The organism is Allomuricauda sp. CAU 1633, from assembly GCF_017313225.1.
Taxonomy (GTDB): domain Bacteria; phylum Bacteroidota; class Bacteroidia; order Flavobacteriales; family Flavobacteriaceae; genus Flagellimonas.
On record NZ_JAFLNE010000001.1, the window covers coordinates 948,885 to 972,275 of the forward strand.

The 23,391-nt window shown below is 41.6% G+C and carries 13 protein-coding genes; 12 read left to right on the forward strand and 1 reads right to left on the reverse strand.

Going from position 1 to position 23,391, the window contains the following annotated elements; all coding sequences use genetic code 11:
* Nucleotides 1-31 precede the first annotated feature (31 nt).
* The 11 genes from abc-f to J0X14_RS04280 all read left to right on the forward strand — a co-directional run bounded on the left by abc-f (nucleotide 32) and on the right by J0X14_RS04280 (nucleotide 20,010).
* Entirely contained in the window at nucleotides 32-1,945 is a 1,914-nt protein-coding gene (gene abc-f, locus J0X14_RS04230) for a ribosomal protection-like ABC-F family protein (RefSeq protein ID WP_207096498.1), read from the forward strand.
* Nucleotides 1,946-2,081: 136 nt separating this feature from the next.
* Nucleotides 2,082-2,969 (forward strand): leucine-rich repeat domain-containing protein, encoded by an 888-nt coding sequence (locus J0X14_RS04235; RefSeq protein ID WP_207096499.1) that lies wholly within the window; start codon nucleotides 2,082-2,084, stop codon nucleotides 2,967-2,969.
* A gap of 137 nt (nucleotides 2,970-3,106) precedes the next feature.
* The gene (locus J0X14_RS04240; RefSeq protein WP_207096500.1) at nucleotides 3,107-4,243 is read left to right on the forward strand and encodes an efflux RND transporter periplasmic adaptor subunit; all 1,137 of its coding nucleotides are present in this window, start codon (nucleotides 3,107-3,109) and stop codon (nucleotides 4,241-4,243) included.
* Nucleotides 4,240-7,527 (forward strand): efflux RND transporter permease subunit, encoded by a 3,288-nt coding sequence (locus J0X14_RS04245; protein ID WP_207096501.1) that lies wholly within the window; start codon nucleotides 4,240-4,242, stop codon nucleotides 7,525-7,527. The genes J0X14_RS04240 and J0X14_RS04245 overlap by 4 nt, the downstream gene beginning before the upstream one ends.
* Nucleotides 7,527-8,852, forward strand: coding sequence for a TolC family protein (locus J0X14_RS04250; RefSeq protein WP_207096502.1), 1,326 nt, complete (start codon nucleotides 7,527-7,529; stop codon nucleotides 8,850-8,852). Before J0X14_RS04245 ends, J0X14_RS04250 begins: the two co-directional genes overlap by 1 nt.
* Nucleotides 8,853-8,867: 15 nt before the next feature.
* Nucleotides 8,868-9,050 carry a CPXCG motif-containing cysteine-rich protein gene (locus J0X14_RS04255; RefSeq protein WP_207096503.1) on the forward strand — a complete coding sequence of 61 codons (183 nt, stop codon included), beginning with the start codon at nucleotides 8,868-8,870 and terminating at the stop codon, nucleotides 9,048-9,050.
* 657 nt (nucleotides 9,051-9,707) lie between these two features.
* Nucleotides 9,708-12,830, forward strand: a complete 3,123-nt coding sequence (locus tag J0X14_RS04260; protein WP_207096504.1) for a SusC/RagA family TonB-linked outer membrane protein — start codon at nucleotides 9,708-9,710, stop codon at nucleotides 12,828-12,830.
* A 10-nt stretch (nucleotides 12,831-12,840) separates the two neighbouring features.
* Nucleotides 12,841-14,295: a SusD/RagB family nutrient-binding outer membrane lipoprotein gene (locus J0X14_RS04265; RefSeq protein ID WP_207096505.1), complete on the forward strand. Its 1,455-nt coding sequence runs from the start codon at nucleotides 12,841-12,843 to the stop codon at nucleotides 14,293-14,295.
* Between the two features lie 153 nt (nucleotides 14,296-14,448).
* Nucleotides 14,449-16,122, forward strand: coding sequence for a DUF885 family protein (locus J0X14_RS04270; RefSeq protein WP_242527908.1), 1,674 nt, complete (start codon nucleotides 14,449-14,451; stop codon nucleotides 16,120-16,122).
* A 364-nt stretch (nucleotides 16,123-16,486) separates the two neighbouring features.
* Nucleotides 16,487-18,262: a DUF885 family protein gene (locus J0X14_RS04275; protein WP_207096507.1), complete on the forward strand. Its 1,776-nt coding sequence runs from the start codon at nucleotides 16,487-16,489 to the stop codon at nucleotides 18,260-18,262.
* A gap of 2 nt (nucleotides 18,263-18,264) precedes the next feature.
* Entirely contained in the window at nucleotides 18,265-20,010 is a 1,746-nt protein-coding gene (locus J0X14_RS04280) for a DUF885 family protein (RefSeq protein WP_207096508.1), read from the forward strand.
* Between the two features lie 211 nt (nucleotides 20,011-20,221).
* On the opposite strand, the gene J0X14_RS04285 is transcribed toward J0X14_RS04280, so the two are convergent.
* Nucleotides 20,222-21,100: an AraC family transcriptional regulator gene (locus tag J0X14_RS04285; RefSeq protein WP_207096509.1), complete on the reverse strand. Its 879-nt coding sequence runs from the start codon at nucleotides 21,098-21,100 to the stop codon at nucleotides 20,222-20,224.
* Nucleotides 21,101-21,427: 327 nt separating this feature from the next.
* Between J0X14_RS04285 and J0X14_RS04290 the strand changes: the two genes are divergently transcribed.
* Nucleotides 21,428-23,365, forward strand: a complete 1,938-nt coding sequence (locus J0X14_RS04290; RefSeq protein WP_207096510.1) for an SMP-30/gluconolactonase/LRE family protein — start codon at nucleotides 21,428-21,430, stop codon at nucleotides 23,363-23,365.
* Nucleotides 23,366-23,391: the final 26 nt, after the last annotated feature.

Consider the following 23,391-nt stretch of genomic DNA (forward strand, 5'->3'; position numbering starts at 1 on the left):
GTGTTTTGCTTTGTAATTCAGGTCACATATAATGCTAAATATTCATAATCTTTCAGTAGCCTTTGGGGGTGAATATCTTTTTGAGGAAATCGCGTTTCGGTTAAACGGAGGGGATCGGGTAGGTCTTATAGGGAAAAATGGGGCCGGTAAATCCACATTGCTCAAATTGTTGTCCAAAGAAATGGCACCTGATGAGGGGACCATCGCCACAGAGAAGGATGTTAAGATTGGATTTTTAAAGCAGGATATTGATTTTGAACAAGGTAGAACCGTTTTGGATGAATCCTATCAAGCTTTTGCTGAAATCAAATCCTTGGAGGCTCAATTGGAGGACATCAATACCGCATTGGCGGAGCGAACGGACTATGAAAGCGATTCGTATCACCAACTGATGGTGGACTTGAATGATGTGACCCACCATTATGAAATTTTGGGCGGGTACAATTATCAAGGCGATACCGAAAAAGTACTGTTGGGACTCGGCTTTAAACGAGAGGATTTCAACAAGTTGACGGATACCTTTTCCGGCGGATGGCGGATGCGGATAGAATTGGCCAAGCTCTTGCTCCAAAACAACGATGTATTGCTACTGGATGAGCCTACAAACCACTTGGATATTGAATCCATTATTTGGTTGGAACAATTCCTGAAAAGTTATGCAGGGGCAGTGGTAATCGTTTCACACGATAAAATGTTTTTGGATAACGTAACCAATCGAACCATAGAAATTTCGTTAGGCCGAATTTATGATTACCCCAAACCATATTCCAAGTTTTTGGAGTTGCGAAGGGAAATGAAGGAACAACAGCTGAGTGCCCAGAAAAACCAAGAAAAACAAATTGCACAGACCGAAAGACTGATTGAAAAGTTCCGGGCTAAGTCTAGCAAAGCCAGTATGGCACAATCGCTCATCAAAAAGTTGGACAAAATGGAGCGGATTGAAGTGGACGAGGAGGACAACAGTGTTATGAATGTTCGATTCCCTGTCTCCGTCAATCCTGGAAAAGTGGTGGTGGAGTTGGAAAACCTTTCCAAAAGCTATGGTAAAAAAGAAGTTCTTAGAGATATAGATTTATTGGTTGAACGGGGCAGTAAAACTGCCTTTGTGGGTCAGAATGGACAAGGAAAAACAACTTTGGCCAAGATCATTGTAGGGGAATTGGACCATACCGGTGACGTAAAAATGGGCCACAATGTGCAACTTGGGTATTTTGCACAGAACCAAGCCGAATACTTGGATGGGCAAAAGACCATTTTGGATACTATGACCGATGCCGCCAATGAAGGCAATCGAAGCAAGGTAAGGGATATTTTGGGCTCTTTTCTGTTTCGCGGCGATGAGGTTGAAAAATACGTAAAAGTGCTTTCTGGTGGGGAACGAAACCGACTGGCATTGGCCAAAATGTTGTTGCAGCCCTTCAATGTGTTGATTATGGATGAGCCTACCAACCACTTGGACATTAAATCCAAAAATGTGCTGAAACAGGCCCTTCAAAATTTTGAGGGAACCTTGATTTTAGTCTCGCACGATCGTGATTTCCTACAAGGACTAACCGATAGAGTATATGAGTTCAAAGAGGGGGCCATCAAGGAGTATTTGGGCGACATCGATTTTTATCTGGACCAACGTAAGGCAGAGGATTTCAGAAAAATTGAGAAGGGTGAGAAAAAGGTGGCCGAAAAGGTTCAAGTAGAAGAAAAAGAAAGCGATTATCATACCCAGAAAAAGCAAAAATCATTGAAGAATAGACTCAGTGGGGTTGAAAAGCGAATTTCAGAGTTGGAAAGGGAAATCGGTGAAATTGACCATCAACTCCTCATGGATTACGACAACACGGTCGCCAAACCCAACTTTTTTGACAATTACCAAAAGAAAAAGAAGAATTTGGAGTCCCTCATGGAAGATTGGGAGAAACTTTCCCATGAATTGGAATTACTGGACTGACGCCAAATTGGGAATTCACACCACATTTTTACCCTAATACACAACAATTTACCGTCATTTCGCCGATTAAATTTGTAAGATTATACGTATTCTCATTACTTTGTAGGTAAATTCTTTACCATTAAATAAGTATTCAATGATTCGATTGGCCATTTTTTTCATATTCTTGATGTCTCCCCTAAGTCAAGTCTCAGCCAATGAGGAAGTTTCCCAGAAGGAAAAGAATGCTCTTATAGATTTGTACAACAGTACCAACGGGAGTCAATGGAACACTACTTGGGATTTGGAAGCACCGGTAGACACTTGGAAGGGTGTGGAGGTTAAAGACGGACATGTAGTGGGTCTTAAACTGTTCATGAACAATTTGGAAGGTACACTTCCCGAAAGCATTGGGAAATTAACATACCTAACCCAGCTAAACTTGGCATTCAACAGTATTACTGGAGTGTTGCCGAAAGATATTGTTAATCTTAAAAGATTACAGGAATTACGACTGGAGATGAACCGGATAAAGGGTGCTATTCCCGATGGCATTGGACAGCTCAGTGAACTGGAAATTTTTTCCATGTTCAATAACTTCTTGAGTGGTTCCATACCAGAGTCCTTTGGAGAACTTAAAAATTTGAAGGAGCTTAATTTGTCCAGTAACAATTTAAAAGGCATTATACCCACGGCAATCGGAAACCTCACACAATTGGAAACTTTGGGGCTATTTGAAAATAGTTTGGAAGGAAACATCCCACAGGAAATAGGAAATTTAGGAAAACTCAAGGAATTAGTGCTGGCCAACAACCAGTTAGGAGGAGAGATTCCTGCCGAATTTGGGCAATTGGCAAGCTTGCAGATTCTTCAACTTCAGAATAACAAATTCGATTCTTTTACTGGACTCAAGGCCATGAATGCCGATCAATTTTTGGTGTTCGATTCAGACGATAAATCTCTTGAGCCACGATTCAATGAGATTCATTTTGAGCGCACGCGCATGGCGGATACAAAATTTGAAGACGAAGACGAAAATGAGTAGTTAGTTAATACTTTAGTTTGTTTGGTTTGGGGATGCAGGCGTGTATCCCCTTTTTTTTTGGCTAACAATTATGAAATATTTAACCATCCAAGAAGGGTCTAGGGAATAGTTTTGTACCACTAATTCAAATTCTACGCATGCGCAAGCTGATCATTTCCGCCGTTGTGGGCGGTATAATTATATTTGGATCTTTGTATTTTGCCGGGCTTATTGCCAATAGTAAGGATACGAGAAGACCAGAATCACAAAAAGTGGTCAAGACTGTTTTTGTGGATACTGTAAAGAATGCCACAGTTCCCATAATGGTGCCCGCCAATGGCAATTTAAGGGCCAAAAAAAGAGTTGAGCTGTATTCCGAGGTACAAGGCGTTTTTCGTCAAGGCAGTAAGTTGTTCAGAACGGGACAGGAATACAGTGCAGGGCAAACTTTGATTCGTATTGATGCCAATGAATACTACGCCAGTGTACAATCGGCCAAAAGTAACCTGTACAATTTGCTTACTTCCATTATGCCCGATCTTCGGTTGGACTATGCGGAAATCTATCCCAAATGGCAAACGTATTTGAATAGTTTTGACCTGACCAAGACCACACCTGAACTACCCGAAATGTCCACAGAGAAGGAAAAGTTCTTTATCACGGGTAGAGGCATCATCTCCAATTATTATAACGTAAAGAATATGGAGCAGCGGTTGTCCAAATACACTATTACTGCTCCCTTCCACGGTGTTTTAACCGAAGCTTTGGTCACCGAGGGTACATTGATTCGTTCCGGCCAAAAATTAGGGGAATTCATTAATACGGGGGTATATGAGTTGGAAGTTTCTGTGGGTAAGACCTATGGCGACTTTTTACGAGTTGGGAGAAAAGTGGAGCTTTTTAATTTGGATAAGACCCAAACCTACACCGGGGAAGTTATTCGGGTAAATGGTAGGGTTGACCAAAATTCCCAGACTATAACCGTTTATATTGAAGTAAGTGGCGATAACCTTAAAGAAGGCCAATATTTGGAGGCCAACCTTGAAGCCAAGGAAGAAACGGATGCCATTGAGATAAACCGTTCCCTATTGTTGGAGAACAACCAAATCTTTGTGGTACGGGATTCCATTTTGGATATTATTGATGTGAACCCCGTTTATTTTACAGACAAAAGGGTAGTGCTTAAAAATGTACCCAATGGCGTGGTAATTGTAGCAAAACCCATATCTGGTGCCTATGCTGGAATGCTGGTAAAAGTGTTTGATGAGAAGGAATCCATAAGCGCACAGTTGTGAAAAAGATAATCTCTTATTTTATAAAATACCATGTGGCCGTAAATGTTATAGTTGTAGCATTTTTGGTTTTTGGTATTGTGGGTGCGCTAACCTTAAAGTCTTCCTTTTTTCCACTATCGGAGTCTAGAAACATCCTTATCAATATTACCTACCCAGGGGCATCGCCCTTGGAAATAGAGGAAGGAATTACCTTAAAGATTGAGGATAACCTAAAAGGATTGCAGGGTGTGGAGCGGGTTACCTCCACTTCTAGGGAAAATAGCGGTTCCATCAATGTGGAGATTGAAAAGGGAAGGGATATTGATTTTATGCTGTTGGAGGTCAAAAATGCTGTGGATCGGGTTCCTACTTTCCCTACGGGAATGGAACCTTTGATTGTTTCCAAGCAGGAGCCGGTACGCCCCACCATTAGTTTTGCGATAAATGGGAACGGTGTTCCTTTGGCCACCTTAAAACAGATTGGTCGCCAGATTGAAAATGATCTCAGGGCAATTGATGGTATTTCCCAGATTCAACCCTCGGGCTATCCCGATGAGGAAATTGAGATCGCTGTTAATGAAAATAGTCTTCTGGCCTATAACCTATCCTTTACCGAAGTGGCCCAAGCTGTGGCCAATGCCAATATTTTGGTGACAGGGGGTAATATAAAAACAGTTACGGAAGAGTACCTGATCCGGGCAAAGAACCGCTCCTATTACGGAGATGAGCTATCCAATATTGTGGTACGTGCCGATGCTGCTGGCCGCACAGTTCGTTTAAAGGATGTGGCCATTATCAGAGATCGGTTCTCTGAAACCCCTAATGCCTCCTATTTTAATGAGAATTTGGCGGTAAATATCACCGTTACCAGTACCAATACCGAAGATTTGATCGGCTCGGCGGAGAAAATCAAGGAGTACATGAAGGATTTCAATGCCAAACACGCCAATGTACAATTGGAAATCATTGATGATCGCTCCAAAATATTGACGCAACGTACCCAATTGCTCACAGAAAATGCTATTGTGGGAATGATTCTGGTGCTGATTTTCCTCTCACTATTTTTAAACACACGCTTGGCCTTTTGGGTAGCTTTTGGTCTGCCCATCGCCTTTTTGGGAATGTTCGTATTTGCACCCTTGTTCAACGTTACCATAAACGTACTGTCCCTTTTTGGGATGATCATCGTTATTGGTATTTTGGTGGATGACGGTATAGTGATAGCAGAGAATATTTATCAACATTATGAGAAAGGGAAACCCCCGGTACAAGCAGCCATAGATGGGACCATGGAGGTGATTCCTCCCATAATTTCAGCAATCATAACCACCGTATTGGCTTTTTCGGTTATCCTGTTTTTGGACGGCCGTATTGGCGAATTTTTTGGCGAGGTTTCCGTAATTGTGATTTTGACCCTAGTGGTTTCTTTGGTTGAAGCCTTGATTATTCTTCCGGCACACTTGGCACATTCCAAGGCGCTTCATCCGCAACAAGAAGGCCCAAAGACCGGAATTTCCAAGGTTTTTGCAAAACTACGGGTAATCAATAAAATGGGAGATAAATTCATGGCCTGGATGCGGGACAGATGGTATAGCCCTGCCCTTAAATTTGCCTTGAATTATAAGATATTGACTTTCGCTCTATTTTTTATGGCACTGGTATTGACTTTTGGGTCTATCGGTGGGGGAATCATTAGGACTTCATTCTTCCCAAGGATAGCCAGTGACCAGATTTCCATTGAATTGTTGATGCCCAATGGCACCAATGAAAAGGTTACCGATTCCATTATCAGTTTAATTCAGGAAAAAGCCCATATCGTTGACCAGGAACTTACCGATAAGTATCTAAAAGGTACAGGTCAGGATCTTTTTGTGAACATGATCAAAAATGTGGGTCCGGGATCATCAGCAGCTACCTTGGAAATTAATTTATTGCCAGGGGAAGAACGCCCAGATATGATTCGGGCAGATATGGTAACCACCAGACTTAGGGAACTGGTGGGCCCAGTAATCGGTGTGGAAAGCCTGATTTATGGCTCTGGAGGTAATTTTGGTGGGTCTCCCGTATCGGTTTCATTGCTTGGGAATAACATTACTGAATTAAAAGCGGCCAAGGAAGAACTAAAAAGTGCCATGCTCAATAATGGCAACTTAAAGGATGTTACGGATAATGACCCGGCTGGAATCAAGGAAATTCGCTTGCAACTAAAAGAAAATGCCTATTTGCTGGGCTTGGACCTTCGTTCTGTAATGAACCAGGTTCGGGCTGGATTTTTTGGGGCACAGGCACAGCGTTTTCAACGTGGCCAAGATGAAATTCGGGTTTGGGTACGTTATGATCGTGCAAACCGTTCTTCCATCACAGATTTGGATGAAATGCGGATTTTGGCCCCCAACGGTGAGCGAATCCCATTAAAGGAAATAGCAACCTATACCATTGAACGGGGCGATGTGGCCATAAACCATTTGGATGGTCAACGTGAGATTCAGGTTTCCGCAGATTTAACCGACCCAGAAACCACCAGTGGAACCGATGCCATGGGTTGGATTCGCACTGAGGTAATGCCCGATATTTTATCCAAATACCCAACCATAACCCCTTCCTATGAAGGTCAGAATAGAGAGGCAAATAAATTTATAAGATCCTTGAGGTTTGTGGGACTGACGGTGCTATTCCTCATTTTTATCACCATAGCCTTTACCTTTAGAAGCTTTAGCCAGCCCTTGTTGCTTTTGCTTTTGGTGCCATTTAGTTTAACGGCAGTGGCTTGGGGACATTGGATTCATGGGTTTCCCATCAATATTCTTTCTATGCTGGGGATCATTGCCCTAATTGGGATTATGGTCAATGATGGTTTGGTTTTGATAGGGAAATTCAATATCAATTTACGGAATGGACTAAAGTTCGATGAAGCCCTTTATGAAGCCGGACGTTCCCGTTTTAGGGCCATATTCTTAACTTCAATTACAACCATTGCAGGTTTGGCACCCCTATTATTGGAAAAAAGTAGACAAGCACAATTTTTAAAGCCCATGGCCATTTCCATTGCTTATGGAATTGGATTTGCCACTGTTCTTACCCTTTTGATGTTGCCCCTCTTCCTTTCATTTGGCAACAATGTTAAGGTGTGGACGAAAAGATTGTGGACCGGTGAAAAAGTGTCCCATGAAGAAGTGGAACGTGCCATCCGGGAACAGAATGAAGAACAGCTGATGCTTGAGGAAAGTGGAAACAGCCTCAATGGGCACATAAACCATGAAGAATCTGAAGAAGAGACTTCAAAAGTTTTAGAAGAAACAACATAATGAAAAGCATTTTTTATACGCTACCCCTTTTTTTATTGTTTTTTGGTCATTCGGTAAAAGCCCAAGAAGAAACACTCTCTAAAGAAGAGGCCGTACAATTGGTATTGGAGAATAATTTGGGTATTCAAGTGGCCCGAAACACCCAAAGAATAGATGACAACAATGCCAACATACTCAATTCCGGATATTTGCCCACAGTTACGGCAAATGGAGGTGGCACCATTGATCGCCAGAACACGGAAGGGGTACTGGCCAATGGGGAGACCCGAACCGCAGATGGTGCCGAAACCCGAAGGTACAATGCTTCCGTTAATGTGAATTATACCTTGTTTGATGGTTTGGGCCGTCATTACAATTTTAAAAGCTTTAAGGAACGTTCGCAACAATCGGAATTGGAAGTAAAGCAGACCATTGAGACCACTATTTTACAGCTTTTTTCCGTCTATTATGAAGTAGCCCGACTCACGGAGAACACCAATAACTTGGAACGGGCTTTGGAAATTTCAAAAGATAGGCTCACACGGGCACGTTATCAATTTGAATATGGGCAGAACACCGGTTTGGATGTATTGAACGCTGAGGTGGATATCAATACGGACAGCATCAACCTGCTGAATTCCAGACAACAGCTTCGCAACACCATGCGGGATTTAAACCTTGTCCTCAACAGAGAGCTTTCCACCCGATTTGAGATAGATACCACGGTGAACTTTGTGCCGGGCTTACAGATGGAAAGCATGCACAATGAGGCCAAAATGAACAATGTTCGGTTGCAGATAGTGGAAAAAGACATCAACATCAGTAATTATAATATGAAAGTGGCCAGAAGTAACTTCTTGCCCACTATTGGCCTTACAGGGACCTACGGTTGGAACGAGTCTACCAACAACAGTCCACTAGCTTTTTCCCTACAAAATACCTCCACAGGCGTTACGGGAGCCATTAATCTAAGCTGGAACCTTTTTGATGGAGGAAGAACCATTACAGATGTGAAGAACGCCAAGATCAGCTATGAGAACCAAGAATTGTTCAAAAAGCAGATAGAACTGGAGGTGGAACGGGACATCCGAAATGCTTGGGACAGTTACACCAATGCCCTTTATGTATTGGAAGTACAGGAGAAAAACCTGCAGACCAACCAAAATAACTTTACACGGACCGATGAGCGATACCAATTGGGTCAGGTAACCTCCATTGAGTTCAGACAGGCACAATTGAACCTGTTGAATGCCGAATTGGCACAAAGTCAGGCCAAGTACAACGCCAAGCTTGCCGAATTGCAAATGCTGCAGATCAGTGGGCAGCTCCTTAATGTGGAGTTTTAGGGTTTAATTTTAATCATGCACGAGCATTTCTTTCAATGCCCCTATTGTTGGGAAGAAATTTCCTTTCTTTTGGATACTTCTGTATCCAATCAAACCTATGTGGAAGATTGTGAAGTCTGCTGCAACCCCATTGAAATCAGTGCCAGCTTTATAAATCAAGAATTAACGGTTTTTGAAGTCCGGGAGTTGGGGCAATAAAGTTGATTTCTATTTGAAAAAATACAGCTGAATCTACAGAAATTAGCCCAGTATTTTTTGTTGATTTTTATTTAATACCACACCTCCATTTTCGAGAAGAAAAAATACAGTTTCAATGTTTTTTTTCATAGAAAATCCATGTTAAAATTTAATAAGGGCATCCGTTGTAATATGTTGATTTTCCGATCAAAATTGCAGAAAATAGTAGGGGGATTATTCCAAAAACCCCCAAGATATATAGCATATTAGCTTTTACCAATATTATATTATCCCACACGATTTATCTCACAATTCTTTTTTTAAGTTTCGGTAACGAAAACGTTAATTCCTTTGAAAGAATAGCATAGGATTTGGGTTTTGGTTGTATAAAAATCACAGTATCATCAAATCTGTTGAAGATAAAAAAATGATGCTTCTGATGGTGCAAATGCAGATACACCAACCATTGTTTTTTCAACATGGTGCTGGAGACATTTAAAATCGGTATTACGGCTTGGATAAAGTAATCAGATTTCAATCAGGAAAAGTAAAAGTATAATCAATAAAAAAACAAGAATGAAGTGAACCTCCCTAGATTAAAATTATGCTAACTATCCGTATGGTGTGGATAGAATAAGATAAAAAATAACCAGAAACTATTACAACTAACTAATAATTATGAAAAAATTGATAAAGTTACCCGTTAGTATGCTAAACAAACTATTGATGATCGGCATCTGGGTGTTTTATTGTTCCTCATGGGCTGCTGAAACCAATATATTGGTGGACGAGCTTGTATTTTCGGAGGAATTCAAGATGAACAACAACAATGAACCGCAATTAACCATAAGCGGTACTGTTGTAGATGTAAACGGCACACCGCTCCCTGGAGCCAGTGTTGTAGAGAGTGGGACCCTCAACGGGACCCAAACTGATTTTGATGGTAATTTTACCATTCAATTGTCCAATGCAAGTGCAACTTTGGAGATATCCTATATAGGGTATGTAACCAAAACAGTTCCTGTAAATGGACAAACTAGTATTTCGGTAACCCTGGAAGAGAGTGCACAAGCACTACAAGAGGTTGTGGTGACCGCTTTGGGTATTAAGAGTGACAAAAGAGCACTGGGATACGCCACGGCCCAAGTTGAAGGAGATGACATTAGTGCGGTTAAAGCAACCAACAACTTTGTGAACTCCTTGAGCGGTAAGGTGGCAGGTGTGCAGATTTCAAGTACATCCAGCCAGCCTGGTAGTGGTACCCGTATTGTGATCAGGGGTGGTTCTTCCATTACAGGAAACAACCAACCGTTGATCGTTGTCAACGGGGTTCCCTTTGATGCTGCCAACACCAGTTCATCATCAGGTCTTGGGGATATTGACCCAAATGCCATTGAGAGCTTAAGCGTTCTTAAAGGAGCCTCAGCCGCCGCACTTTATGGTAGTAGAGCTGCAAATGGTGTACTACTTATTACCACTAAATCTGGAGAATTCGAATCCAAACCGGTCATCACTTTCTCCAACTCTGTGAGTTTTGATAGAATTTACGAAATTCCATTACAGAAAGAATGGTCTCAAGGATTTTATGACGGTACTGATTGGAGCTATGTTGATGGAGAAACTGCATTTACATCAACAAGCTGGGGTCCAAGAATCTCAGATGTGCCCGGTGCACAGTATTATGACAGATGGGATGTGTTTAAAACGGGTGTTACCAATGAAAGTACCATCAGTGCCCAGGGAGGTTCTTCAAAAGCATCTTATTTTATAAGCTATAGTAACTTGATGAACAACGGTATTTTGGATCCCTTGAAATTTAGAAGGAACTCGATCAATGCAAATACCACGTTTAGGTTTACACCAAAACTTACAGTATCATCCAGTATTTTGTATACCACACAAAAGAATAATCAATTGGATGAAAACAGCTCTAACAGTGCTTTTATGAACACAGTTATGGCTGCACCAAATACATGGAACCCGTATCCTATTTATGATGAAAACGGTAGCTTGCGTTCTTATCGAGGTGGTTCCAGAGATCCCTATCTGTGGTTGTTGGACAATGTGGGTAACACTAATGAAAGAGATCGTTTTAACGCCAACATTACCATAGAGTACGAGATTGTACCTAAGTTGAGTTTTAGATCTATTACGGGTATCAGTACGTCTAGTTTGCATACAGATTCACATTACAACAAAGGAGGTTATGCATCAGTACAGGGAAGCTATGATACCATGGAGCGTTTTGATCGTAACATTGAATCTACGGAGACTTTAACCTATGACAATGATTTTGGAGATATTAGTTTAATGGCCTTGGTAGGGCACAATATCTCTGAAAGTAGAAACCGTAGAATTGAATTTGAAGGGAATGGATTGGTGCTGCCCGGAATTTACAACACAGCAAACGTAAGTGGATTCAATTCTTGGGAGACCAAAAATCTTTTTAGATCCTATTCCTTCTTCGGACAGGCTATGATAGGGTACAAAAATTGGCTTTACTATACCGTGACTGGTAGAAATGACTGGGCATCCAGTGTGGCTGATAGCTTTTTCTATCCCAGTCATAGTTTAGGGTTCGTTTTCAGTGAATTGTTGCCTAAATCTGATGTGTTCAACTATGGTAAATTAAGAGCCAGTTACGCAAAAGTAGGTTCCCCTGCAGATGCATATGCTCGTAACGTGGTATTGGGTGATCCTGCCAGTGATGGTGTGCTTTGGCCATTCAATGGTCAACGAAGCTACTTGTCTAATGATCAGTTGCCTAACGTAGGTTTGAGCAATGAGTTTAAAAGTGAGGTGGAATTGGGTGCTGAGTTGAAGTTTTTCCAAAACCGATTGGGGATAGATTTTGCCTACTACCATAACTGGAGTGAAAACCAAATTTTGAATGAACAGTTCTTGGCCTCAACGGGTTATACTGAGGGGAGCGTCAACATAGGGGGCATTACCCACAAAGGGGTAGAATTGGCTATTTATGCTACGCCGATTCAAACTGCTAATTTTGAGTGGGATGTTAACATTAACTTCTCCAAGGATAATCCAGAGGTGGATAACTTAGGAAATAATAATGAGCCCATTGGTGTTGGTTCGTATGGATCAGCTGTGGTTGGCCAAGCTTATCCAGTAATTTATGGCCCTGGTTTCTTAAGGGACGATCAAGGTAGATTGGTGTTGAGCGATGCTCCTGGATCAGGATATGGACGTCCTTTGGCCGATAACTCCACAAACCAGGTCTTGGGAAAAACCGTTCCAGATTGGTTGGGAAGTTTTAGAACAGCCTTTAGATACAAGAACATTTCACTTTCTGCTTTGTTGGACATTAGTAAAGGTGGATATGTATATAGTTTGAACGACCACTATCTTACCTATTACGGTATGGCCAAACACCAAGAGAATAGACCAGAGGATAACATGATCACTTTTGATGGTGTTATGGGGCATGTTGAGAATGGTGAAGTTGTGGTGACCAGTGAGACCCCAGAAGCAACCCGATACGATTTGTATTGGCAGACAGTGGCCCAAGGGGTTTGGGAAGACAACATCATGCCAAGAGACTACATTAAATTGAGGGAAGTAAACCTAACGTATAGTGTTCCTCAAGATATGTTGTCTGGCATTGGGTTAACTGGCCTTGATGTCTCTTTTTCTGGAAGAAACCTTTGGAGAAAGTTCAAAGATGGTTTTGAAGGTGCGGATCCTGAAGTTAATACCGATGGTATTACCAATGGTAATGCATACTTGGGTTATAGCATGCCAGCTACCAAGACATATACATTTACCTTAACCGCCAAATTTTAATACAATGACTATGAAAAGATTATATATAAAACACTACGCAGTTTTGGTCGCAATGATCACCTTGTTGATAGGTTGTGATACTTGGATAGACGTTGACCAAGATCCCAATAGTATTGTGGATGGACCACTGATTACAGAAGACGTAATGTTGATTGGGGTTGAAGCTGAATGGGCCGCATTGGCTACTAACCAGTTGGATACATGGGAAGGTTTTGCTCAATGGTTGTCTTATCACTCCATTGAAGGCTCAACCTCTAGATCTATGGATATCAATGCTGATTATGGGAATGAAGTATGGGATTCCTATTCTGTTTCCTTAAAACATGCCATTGAACTTTATGACAAAGCTGAAGCAAATGGTAATACCCATTATCAAGGGGTGGCTGGGATTATTGCGGCCTTCCATTGGTTCTACATAGCGGATGTTTACGATCAGGCGCCATTGGAAGATGCTATCCAAGGATTGGATGCTTTGCAGCCAACATTGGCAAGTCAAGCAGAATTGTATGCACATGCCAATGGGCTGTTGGACGAGGCAATTAGCCTTTTAAGTGCTCCAAACCAAGGAGATCGTGTTCCTGCAGGAGATGATTATCTTTTAGATGGAGATATGGACAAATGGATCAGATATGCCTATTCCATGAAGGCCAGACAAGCCCTTAGACTATCTTATGCTCCTGGAACAACTCCAGCAGCTCAAGCAAGCTTGGCTTTGACCTATCTTGACAATGGTATGATCTCCAATGACGATAACGTTATGTGGAGACACTTGGACGAATTAGCCAATGCCAACCCGTTGTTCAACTACATGAACAGAGCCTATTCCGGTGGTCTTGGATTAACACCAGGTAACTTTTTAATAGACTTGATGAACTCCTACAATGACCCAAGAAGACCTATCATGTTTACCTATTCCGAAGAGTTCCCTGACGGATTTGTAGGCTTGCAGTCTGGTGCGGTGGTTCAACCAGGGCAAACCCCTAGCCACTGGAGATACACCTACATTTCTATGTCCTATCCAGCGCAGATCATGATGTATGCCGAATCAGAATTTATCAGAGCTGAAGCCTATGCATTCAATGGCCAGTGGGCTCTGGCTGAAGAGGTTATGAAGGCAGGTATCGCTGCTGATATGGAGTTCGTAGGAGTGGAGCAGACAGAAATTGATGCCTATTTGGCTCAAGCTTTTTTGACTATGCCAACCAATATAGAAGATGCTCAAAATCTGATTATTGATCAAAAGTATATCGCCAACGTATTCAGGACCCACGAATCGTATTTTGATTATGTAAGAACAGGGTATCCAGAATTCGATTTTGATTATATGCTGTTGAATGTGTACAATACAGAAACCTTCCCAAGAAGGTTCCCATACCCACTAAACGAAGTGGAAAGAAATCCAAATGTAACTGCAGTTGGTCAACCGGATTGGTTTGCCAAGGGTACTACTTGGGATAATAAGTAGTAAAAATGGAAGAAAGCGGGGCCATGTTTTAATGGCCCCGTCTTTTTATTAAAACCATAATTAGAATTAGTTCTGATGTAATTTTTGAGAACAACAATGAGAATAATAGTTTCAAAACAAGTAGCCTCACTTTTTCTGGCATTGTTTCTAACAATGACAAGTTTCGCACAAAATGGTGGTGACGCGGCCCCCGTGAGTGAGTTGTATCAGTTGATGAACGAGATGTCTGCCGATTATGGAAGCCTAAGTAGATTTTATATTGTGGAGAGTTCCCGAGAAAGAAGGGAACGTTTCAAAGAATTCTACCAAAGTTACCTTTCCAGATTGGAAGAGTTCACGTTTAATCAATTGTCAACCAATGGTAGGGTAGACTATCTTTTGGTCAAGAGTGACATTAACAGAAGTTTGCGGAATTTAGATGCAGAAGCTGAAGAATATGCCAAAATTGAAAAATGGGTATCCTATGCTGGACCTATTTATGAAACCGAAAAATTACGGAGAAGGGGCATACATCTGGAATCAGCCAAGGTAGCCGCTCAATTGAACGAAATAAGCAATAAATTAGAAACCCTTTCAACTGAACTTTCCAAAGAACCACCATCTTTTGATCGTAGCCTGGCCGAAAGAGGGCAAGATGTTGTCAAAGGTCACCAAACCGCCCTTGAAAGCATCTACGAATTTTACAATGGCTATGACCCAGATTTTACCTGGTGGATGGAAAAGCCCTACGCTCAACTTATGGAAGAGCTTAAGGCCTATGGTGAACTTATCATGACCAAGGTGGATGAAAGTACCCTTCCCAAAGACGATGGAAGCGGAATTATTGGTAGCCCTGTTGGTGCCAAAGAATTGAAGAACTTGCTCGAAGATGCCTTTATTCCCTATTCTGCAGAAGAATTGGTGGAGATAGCCAATAAGGAATTTGCATGGTGCGATAAAGAACTGTTAAAAGCATCCCGTGAAATGGGATTTGGCGACAATTGGAAAGCCGCCCAAGAAAAAGTAAAACAATCCTATGTGCCCGAAGGTCAACAACCTGAAGCTATGTTGGATTTGTACAATCAGTCTATAGACTTTCTCAAGAAAAATGATTTATTGTCAATTCCTCCTGTTGCAGAAGAAACATGGAGAATGCGCATGATGAGTCCAGAAAGACAAAAAATTGCTCCCTTCTTCCTTGGTGGAGAAACCCTGATGATCTCATACCCAACCAATACCATGGATCATGATGATAAAATGATGAGTATGAGGGGCAACAATCCCCACTTCTCAAGAGCTACGGTGCACCATGAACTCATTGCAGGGCATCACTTACAAGGCTTTATGAACAGAAGACATAAAACCTATCGCCATTTTAGAACTCCGTTCTGGACTGAAGGTTGGGCCCTGTATTGGGAACTTATCCTATGGGATATGGACTTTCCAAGGTCCCCAGAAGATCGTATAGGAATGTTGTTTTGGCGAATGCACCGTTGTGCCCGTATCATTTTCTCCCTTAATTACCATTTGGGGAAATGGACACCTCAAGAATGTATTGATTATCTAGTGGATCGGGTTGGGCATGAAAGAGCTAATGCCGAAGGTGAAGTAAGACGTTCTTTTACAGCTCGTTATGGACCATTGTATCAATTGGCATATATGACAGGGGGGATGCAATTCTACGCCTTAAAAAAGGAACTCGTCGATTCTGGAAAAATGACCTACAAGGAATTCCATGATGCCGTTCTACGGGAGAACAGCATGCCGGTAGAGATGGTACGTGCCATACTCACCGATCAACCCTTGAGCAAGAATTATAAAACTTCTTGGAAGTTTTACGATAAATAAGAATTGTTTGTTTTTAGTTGTTTGAGTTAGTGTCCTAGGGCCATCATTTTTTTGATGGCCCTAGGGTTTTTTTGGCCAATTATCTATTGGCTTTATCAACCCGAATATGGAGTTATAAAATTGCCTCTTTACTTAGGCTAAATAGATCAATTCCAATGGGATGCCTAAAATTCAACATTAGACAACATAATATCAATTACAGTTAATATGTTATTATGGGTCGGCGTAAATCTACAATACCTTTAAAGTGATTTAAGAAAATGAAAGTTTTCAACCATGCCTTAAAATGACTCAGATAATAGAATTTTAAAGGGGTTGTTTGATTTCGGCATGGAATAATTTTTAAACCAAACTAACTATCGGAATGAGAAATAAAAAAATGTTGGGGATTGTCTCCTCTGTTCTAATGATGGGGTCAGTTTCAATGTCCTTGAATGCACAAGCCAAACAAGAAGCTTTGTATGTGCCTTGCGAGGAAATGCCGGACTTAATGACCAAATACAGTGCAGATTATAGTGCATTGGTCCGTTTTTATGCACCAGGTGTGCGGAGTTTTTGGGGAAGAACAAATGACCCAGGGGGGTCTCCTGAGCGCCGGGAAAGAATGACCAAACTGCGTAATGACTATTTGGCAAAATTGGCAAGCTTGGATTTCAATGCATTGCCCCAAGAATGCAAAGCAGACTATGTATTGTTCAAAAGAGACTTGGAAAAGGAAAATGCCGAGGCCAAAGAGCAGGAAGCGGTGTATCAAAAGATAAAAAAATGGTTTCCATTCTCTAACAACATCTATTCCTACATAGAAGCAAGAAGAAGAGGACATCAGCCTGATGCTACAAAAATGGCCAAAGAATGGAACGATGTTGTGGAACAAATAAAAAGCCTAAAAAGCCAGCTGGAAAAAACTACATCCTTGGGTAAGGATGAGGTGGAAGAAGCTGTTCGAGTTATAGAAGACTTGAAGAATTCCGCTGAAAATGTATACGCATTCTATAACGGATATGATCCTCTTTTTACTTGGTGGATGCCTACCATATACGAAGCAATGGGGAAGGAATTTGATGCGTATGCTGAAGTATTCAAAAACAAGGTTGAAGTTGGAAAACCTGTTGATGAAAGTGGTATCGTGGGCAATCCTGTTGGTCGTGAAGTGTTGATGAGACAATTGGAGTATGAGATGATTGACTATACTCCTGAGGAATTGATTGAATTGGCCAATGAAGAATTCGCATGGTGCGATGCTGAACTGCTGAAAGCATCACAAGAAATGGGATTTGGCAATGATTGGAAAGCTGCCCAGGAAAAAGTGAAAAATGCTTACGTGGAGCCTGGCAAACAACCCGAGCTTATTCTTCGCTTGTACAATGAAGCCGTGGATTTTCTTAAAAAGAACGATTTGATTACAATTCCCCCATTGGCCGAAGAAGTTTGGGGTATGCGCATGATGTCTCCTGAACGTCAGTTGGTAAATCCATTTTTTACAGGCGGTTCCTCCATTAGTATTTCATACCCTACCGATGACATGACCTATGAGCAGCGTATGATGAGTATGCGTGGAAACAACCCTCATTTCTCTATGGCAACCGTACACCATGAATTGATTGCAGGGCACAACCTTCAAGGTTTTATGAACAGCCGTCACCGTACCTACCGCAATTTCCGTACCCCATTCTGGACTGAAGGATGGGCGTTGTACTGGGAGCTTTTGTTGTGGGACAAAGGGTTTCCACAAGGTCCCGAAGACCGTATTGGAATGTTGTTCTGGCACATGCACCGTTGTGCACGTATCATTTTCTCTTTGAACTATCATTTGGGCAAATGGACGCCACAGGAATGTATCGACTTTTTGGTAGATCGTGTAGGCCATGAGCGTGCCAATGCAGAAGGTGAGGTAAGACGTTCCTTTGTGGGTAACTACCCTCCATTGTATCAATTGGCATATCTAACAGGAGGTCGTCAGTTCTATGCATTGCACAAAGAGCTTGTAGATAGCGGAAAAATGACCAACAAGGAATTCCACGACCGAATTATCACCATGAACGCAATGCCAGTTGAGATGATAAAAGCTATTATAACCGATCAGAAAATCAACAAAAATTATAAGGCCAAATGGAAATTTTACGAAGCCCCAAAACAATAAAAATGAGGACTGGTTTTATTGGTGGCCTTTGTGGTCTATTATTGATGGCCACGGGTTCTGCCCAAGAGTTTAAAAAAGGGGATTATGTCCCTTGTCAGGAGATGCCCTTCCTTATCGAGAATTTTGAAGCGGATTCTCGGGTTTTGGACAATTTTTACAGCCCATCCTCAGGGTCGTTCTCCAGATTTGGGAGAAGGGGGGCATCGGCGTCTTACCCCGAAAAATTGGAACGTATGGACCGCTTGTACAAACAGTATTTGGACAAGTTGAATACCATAGATTTTGATGGGTTGTCCCAAGAATGTAAAGCGGACTATATACTTTTCAAAAGAGACCTGAATGAGAACCTCCGTCAATCCCAGGTAGAAAGACAGGAGTTGGACAGCGTGGCCAAATGGTTCCCTTTTAGCAACACTGTATATGATTTGTTCAAACTGAGAAGAAGAGGTATACAGCCCGATGCACAACAGGTAGCAAAAGAATGGTCTGGAATTTTTGATCAGATAGATTCACTCAAAACAGTTTTAAAAGATTCAGATGATTTAAGTGTACTGGTGATAAGAAAAGCTACGGATGTAGGCAATGGATTGCAACAGGCCTTGGCCGATGTTCATGGGTTTTATAATGGGTATGACCCCATGTTTACATGGTGGACCTCAAAAACATATGAAGATTTAGATGCATCCCTTAAGGAATATACGGAGTTGTTCAAGCAGAAACAGACCCCGGATAAAAACGGAATCGTATCCCGTAAACCCGTAGGTCGTGAGGAGCTCATTCGCTTACTTGAATATCAAATGGTGCCATACACTCCAGAAGAACTTACCAAAATAGCCAATGAGGAATTTGCATGGTGCGAAAAAGAAATGTTGAAAGCATCCCAAGAATTGGGCTTTGGGAATGATTGGAAAGCTGCCTTGGAACATGTAAAAGACACCTATGTGCCCCCAGGAAAACAACCTGAGGCCATATTGGATTTATATGAAAGGTCGGTGTCTTTCCTGAAGAAGCATGATTTGATTACAGTTCCGCCTTTGATGGAAGAGGTTTGGGGCATGTATATGATGTCTCCTGAAAGACAGCGCACCAATGCATTCTTTACGGGAGGATGGAACATTACCATTTCCTACCCTACCAATACCATGGATCATGAGTTTAAGATGATGAGTATGCGCGGGAACAATCCCAATTTCTCGTTTGCCACCGTACACCATGAATTGATTCCTGGTCATAATACTCAGTACTTCATGAATGCCCGTTACCGTACCTACAGAAATTTTGGTACACCATTTTGGATGGAAGGCTGGGCACTCTACTGGGAACTCTTGTTATGGGATATGGATTTCCCAACCACTCCTGAAGAACGTATAGGAATGCTGTTTTGGCACATGCACCGTTGCGCCCGAATCATCTTTTCCTTCAATTTTCATATGGGTGAATGGACCCCGCAGCAGTGTATTGATTTTCTAGTGGAAAAAGTGGGGCATGAGCGCATAAATGCTGAAAGCGAGATTCGTGGGCCATTGTCCAGTAACAGTAATCCCCTGTATCAGGTTGGATACCTAACCGGAGGGCGTCAATTTTATGCCTTGAAAAAGGAAATGGTGGACAGTGGTAAAATGGGGATAAAGGAGTTTCATGATAAAGCCATTAAATTAAATGCCATGCCCATGGAAATGATACGGGCGATCATTACAGACCAAAAATTGACCAAGGACTTTAAGACCAACTGGAAATTTTATGACTAACCCAATGTCTGGAAATTTGCCCAGTGGGTTTTAAGTTAAAAGTAAAGTTTAGTTTCTATAATTAAGTGTTATCCATCTAAAAAGTGCCTGCAGAAATGTAGGTGCTTTTTTTGGTTTGAACAGTGACAAATTAAATTAGGCGAAATGGGATAAAAAGAAAATAACCCAAACGCTAGTAGAGGTAGATACTACATAAATGGACGAACTTTTCCTAGGCAGACTTAGAATATTTGTCCCTCCATTTTTCTATGGTAAACTTCCTGTACTGGGTTGGGGTAACACCTTTCAGTTCCTTGAATTTCCTGTTAAAATTGGCAATATTCAAAAACCCACACTGCTCAGAAACTTCTGAGATGGGCAAATCATTATCCTTAAAGAGCAAACGACAAGCATGCTCAATTCTAATTTCTATCAAAAATTGGAAAAAGGTCTTGTTGGTCCTCTTTTTAAAGTAACGGCAAAATGCATTTTTGCTCATACTGGCCTTTTCGGCCACCATTTCCAATGAAAAAGGCTCATGGAAATTACTCAGGGCATAGTCTATGACATTGTTCATCCGATTTCCCTCATCTTCCGTATATTTTTTCCGATAGACAAATGTGGACAAGGGTTGTTTTTCAGAAGAAATCATAACGTCCAAAATATTCAACAAAGTTGCAATACGCTGAATCCGGCTTTGGTTTTTAAGATTTTCAAAAAGTAAACTGAGTCGTTGATTCTCAGACAATATTTTCATACCATATCCAGATTCTTCAAAAAAGTTGTGGAGTCTGGTCATATCGGAAAGCGAAAAAAATTCTTTCCCAAACGATTCCTTGGTAAAAAATAAGGTGTACATAACAGATTTGGACGACGCCTTTGAGTCGCTTCTAAAAACATGGGGAACATTTTCGCCTATAACAAGGATATCATTGGCTTTAAAATCGCTAATGGTGTCGCCCACCACAATGGATCCCTCACCGGAAACAATGTAGCTTATCTGTATTTCTTCATGCTGATGCAATTTGTCATAGAAAAGTAGACCAGAATCTTCTTGGTAAACCAAAGCCTCTTGCTCTGGTTTTGGAATTTTAAAGGGTAGAATTTTCATGATGGGAGGATCTTTGCTTTTTCTTTGTAAAAAAGTACTAACATTTTTCTGTCTGCACAATTTTGCGGATAATATAGTATCACTATTGGGTAATAAACTAAAGCCTATAGCATAAATGAGCTCAAATCTTGCTAAAACTCACCTAAATCGGTAACAAACACCGAGGCTCCCTGCCCCGTACAATTGTTTAATTTCTTAATGCGATTTTGATTTTTTGTTGGATGTAAACTAGGAAAACACTAGACCCAAGACAGCTACATCAGAGTTGCGATAAAATGCTTAATTTCACGGGCATAGTTAAAAATCAAAATCAAATATCAACGTACAATGAAGAGCATATTTGCAAGGAATTTGCATGCATTGTTGGTGCCTGTGACAGCACTGACCCTCTTTTCGGCATGTAAAAATTCGAAAGACCCAGTATGGGCCAAAGAGAACCAGGAATTGATTTCAAAACATCAATTGGAGGTTAAAAATTTACCCAATTTACCCGAAAACGGTATTGCCCCCAACCTTAAAATTGGAGAGGCAGTTAATCTTGGGGACTTGCAACTTTTGGAATTCCATCCCGGTATCGGCGGCAAGGTTTTTTGGTCTGAAGGAACCATGACGAGCGTTCTTGATCTAGAACCAAATGCCGTAGTGGAGGAGGAAGAATTGCCCGCAGATCGTTTTCTATTTGTATTGGATGGAACTGTTGAACAGTTGATCAATGGAGCATTTGTGCCCATGCTTTCCAGAGAAAGGGAAGAACCCGATGGAACCCACAGCGGTACACCAAGAACAGACTTTGTGTTTTTGGAAAAGGGCAGTGCCAATGCCATCAAGGCAGGGGCCGATGGTGCTAAAATCATGGAAATCTATAGCCCCTATCGTTTGGATTATTTGGAAAAAGCAGGGGTGGAAAACCTACCCACCGCTTTGGAAGATCTGAACGAAATGTATCCGCCCAACATTGAGTCTGGTAAGGTGTATGACTTCTATGACATCCAGTTTACAAAAATTGGGGAAGGGGCCTATGCCCGGATTATTTCCGGGAAGAACATGCAGCTCAGTTTTGTTGCTATGGATCCACTGGCAGAATCTCCGGAGCATATCCATCCGCAAGAGCAGATTACCTATGTGCTGCGTGGAAAATTGTCGGAAAAAGCTATGGACACACCGGTTACCCTGGATGTGATGGATGCACTCCTTTTACCTGGTAATATGGTGCACAGTGCTTCGGTGGGCGATGTTGGCTCTGATGTTTTGGATATTTTCTGGCCAGCGCGTACCGATTATTTGGAAAAAAACAAGGCTTCTTTGGAAGCGTATCATAAAATTATTCCAAAAGATGCACAACCTGAATTAGTAGTCGATGGCTCCAAGACCCAACCGCAATTATACTTCAGTGAAGGGCCAAAATGGCTGAACGGAAAGGTATACTTTTCCAATATGTATTTTGACCAAAATTGGAACGGAGACCCTTCCAAAAGCTCTATTGTAGAGTTGGATCCCGATGGTTCTTACCGAAATATCACTGAAGGTAAGATGCAAGCCAACGGATTGTATCCCTACAAGAATGGAAATCTGATTGTTTGTGATATGATGGGGCATCGCGTATTGGAAATGACCACAGAGGGCAAAGTAGTGCGTGTTATTGCTGATTCGTATGACGGAAAGCCCATTGATGGCCCCAATGACATCATCACCGATGCTAAAGGAGGTATCTATTTTACCGATCCACAATTTACCATGGAAGCCGAAAAATTTCAACCTGGAAGGGCGGTGTATTACATCACTCCAGAAGGTGAGGTGAAACGATTGGTGGAGCCCAACGAATTTGCAATGCCCAATGGAATTCTTTTATCGCCGGATGGAAAGACGCTTTACATCAACAATTGTTATGATGACGAGGAGTGGTACCCTGTGGATAGCGAAAAGGAAAACTTTATCTGGGCCTACGATGTAAACGAAGATGGCACCATAGCCAATGGACGGAAATTCGCCAAATTATTCCTTACCGGACCGGTTTTGGACCGCAAAGGAAAGTCCTCAAGTGCTGATGGCATGGCCATCGATACCATGGGCAATATTTATGTGGCTACCTATTATGGGGTGCAAATCTTTAATTCCGAAGGAAATTATGTGGGAATGATCAACTTGCCAAGTTTCCCCGTCAGTCTTTGTTTTGGGGATGAAGATATGAAGACCCTTTACATGGTAAGCTATGATAAAGTATATAAGATTCGTACTAACATGGAAGGCTTTGTACTATACCTGTAGCCTTCCAAAAGTTGGAGCATATCCTA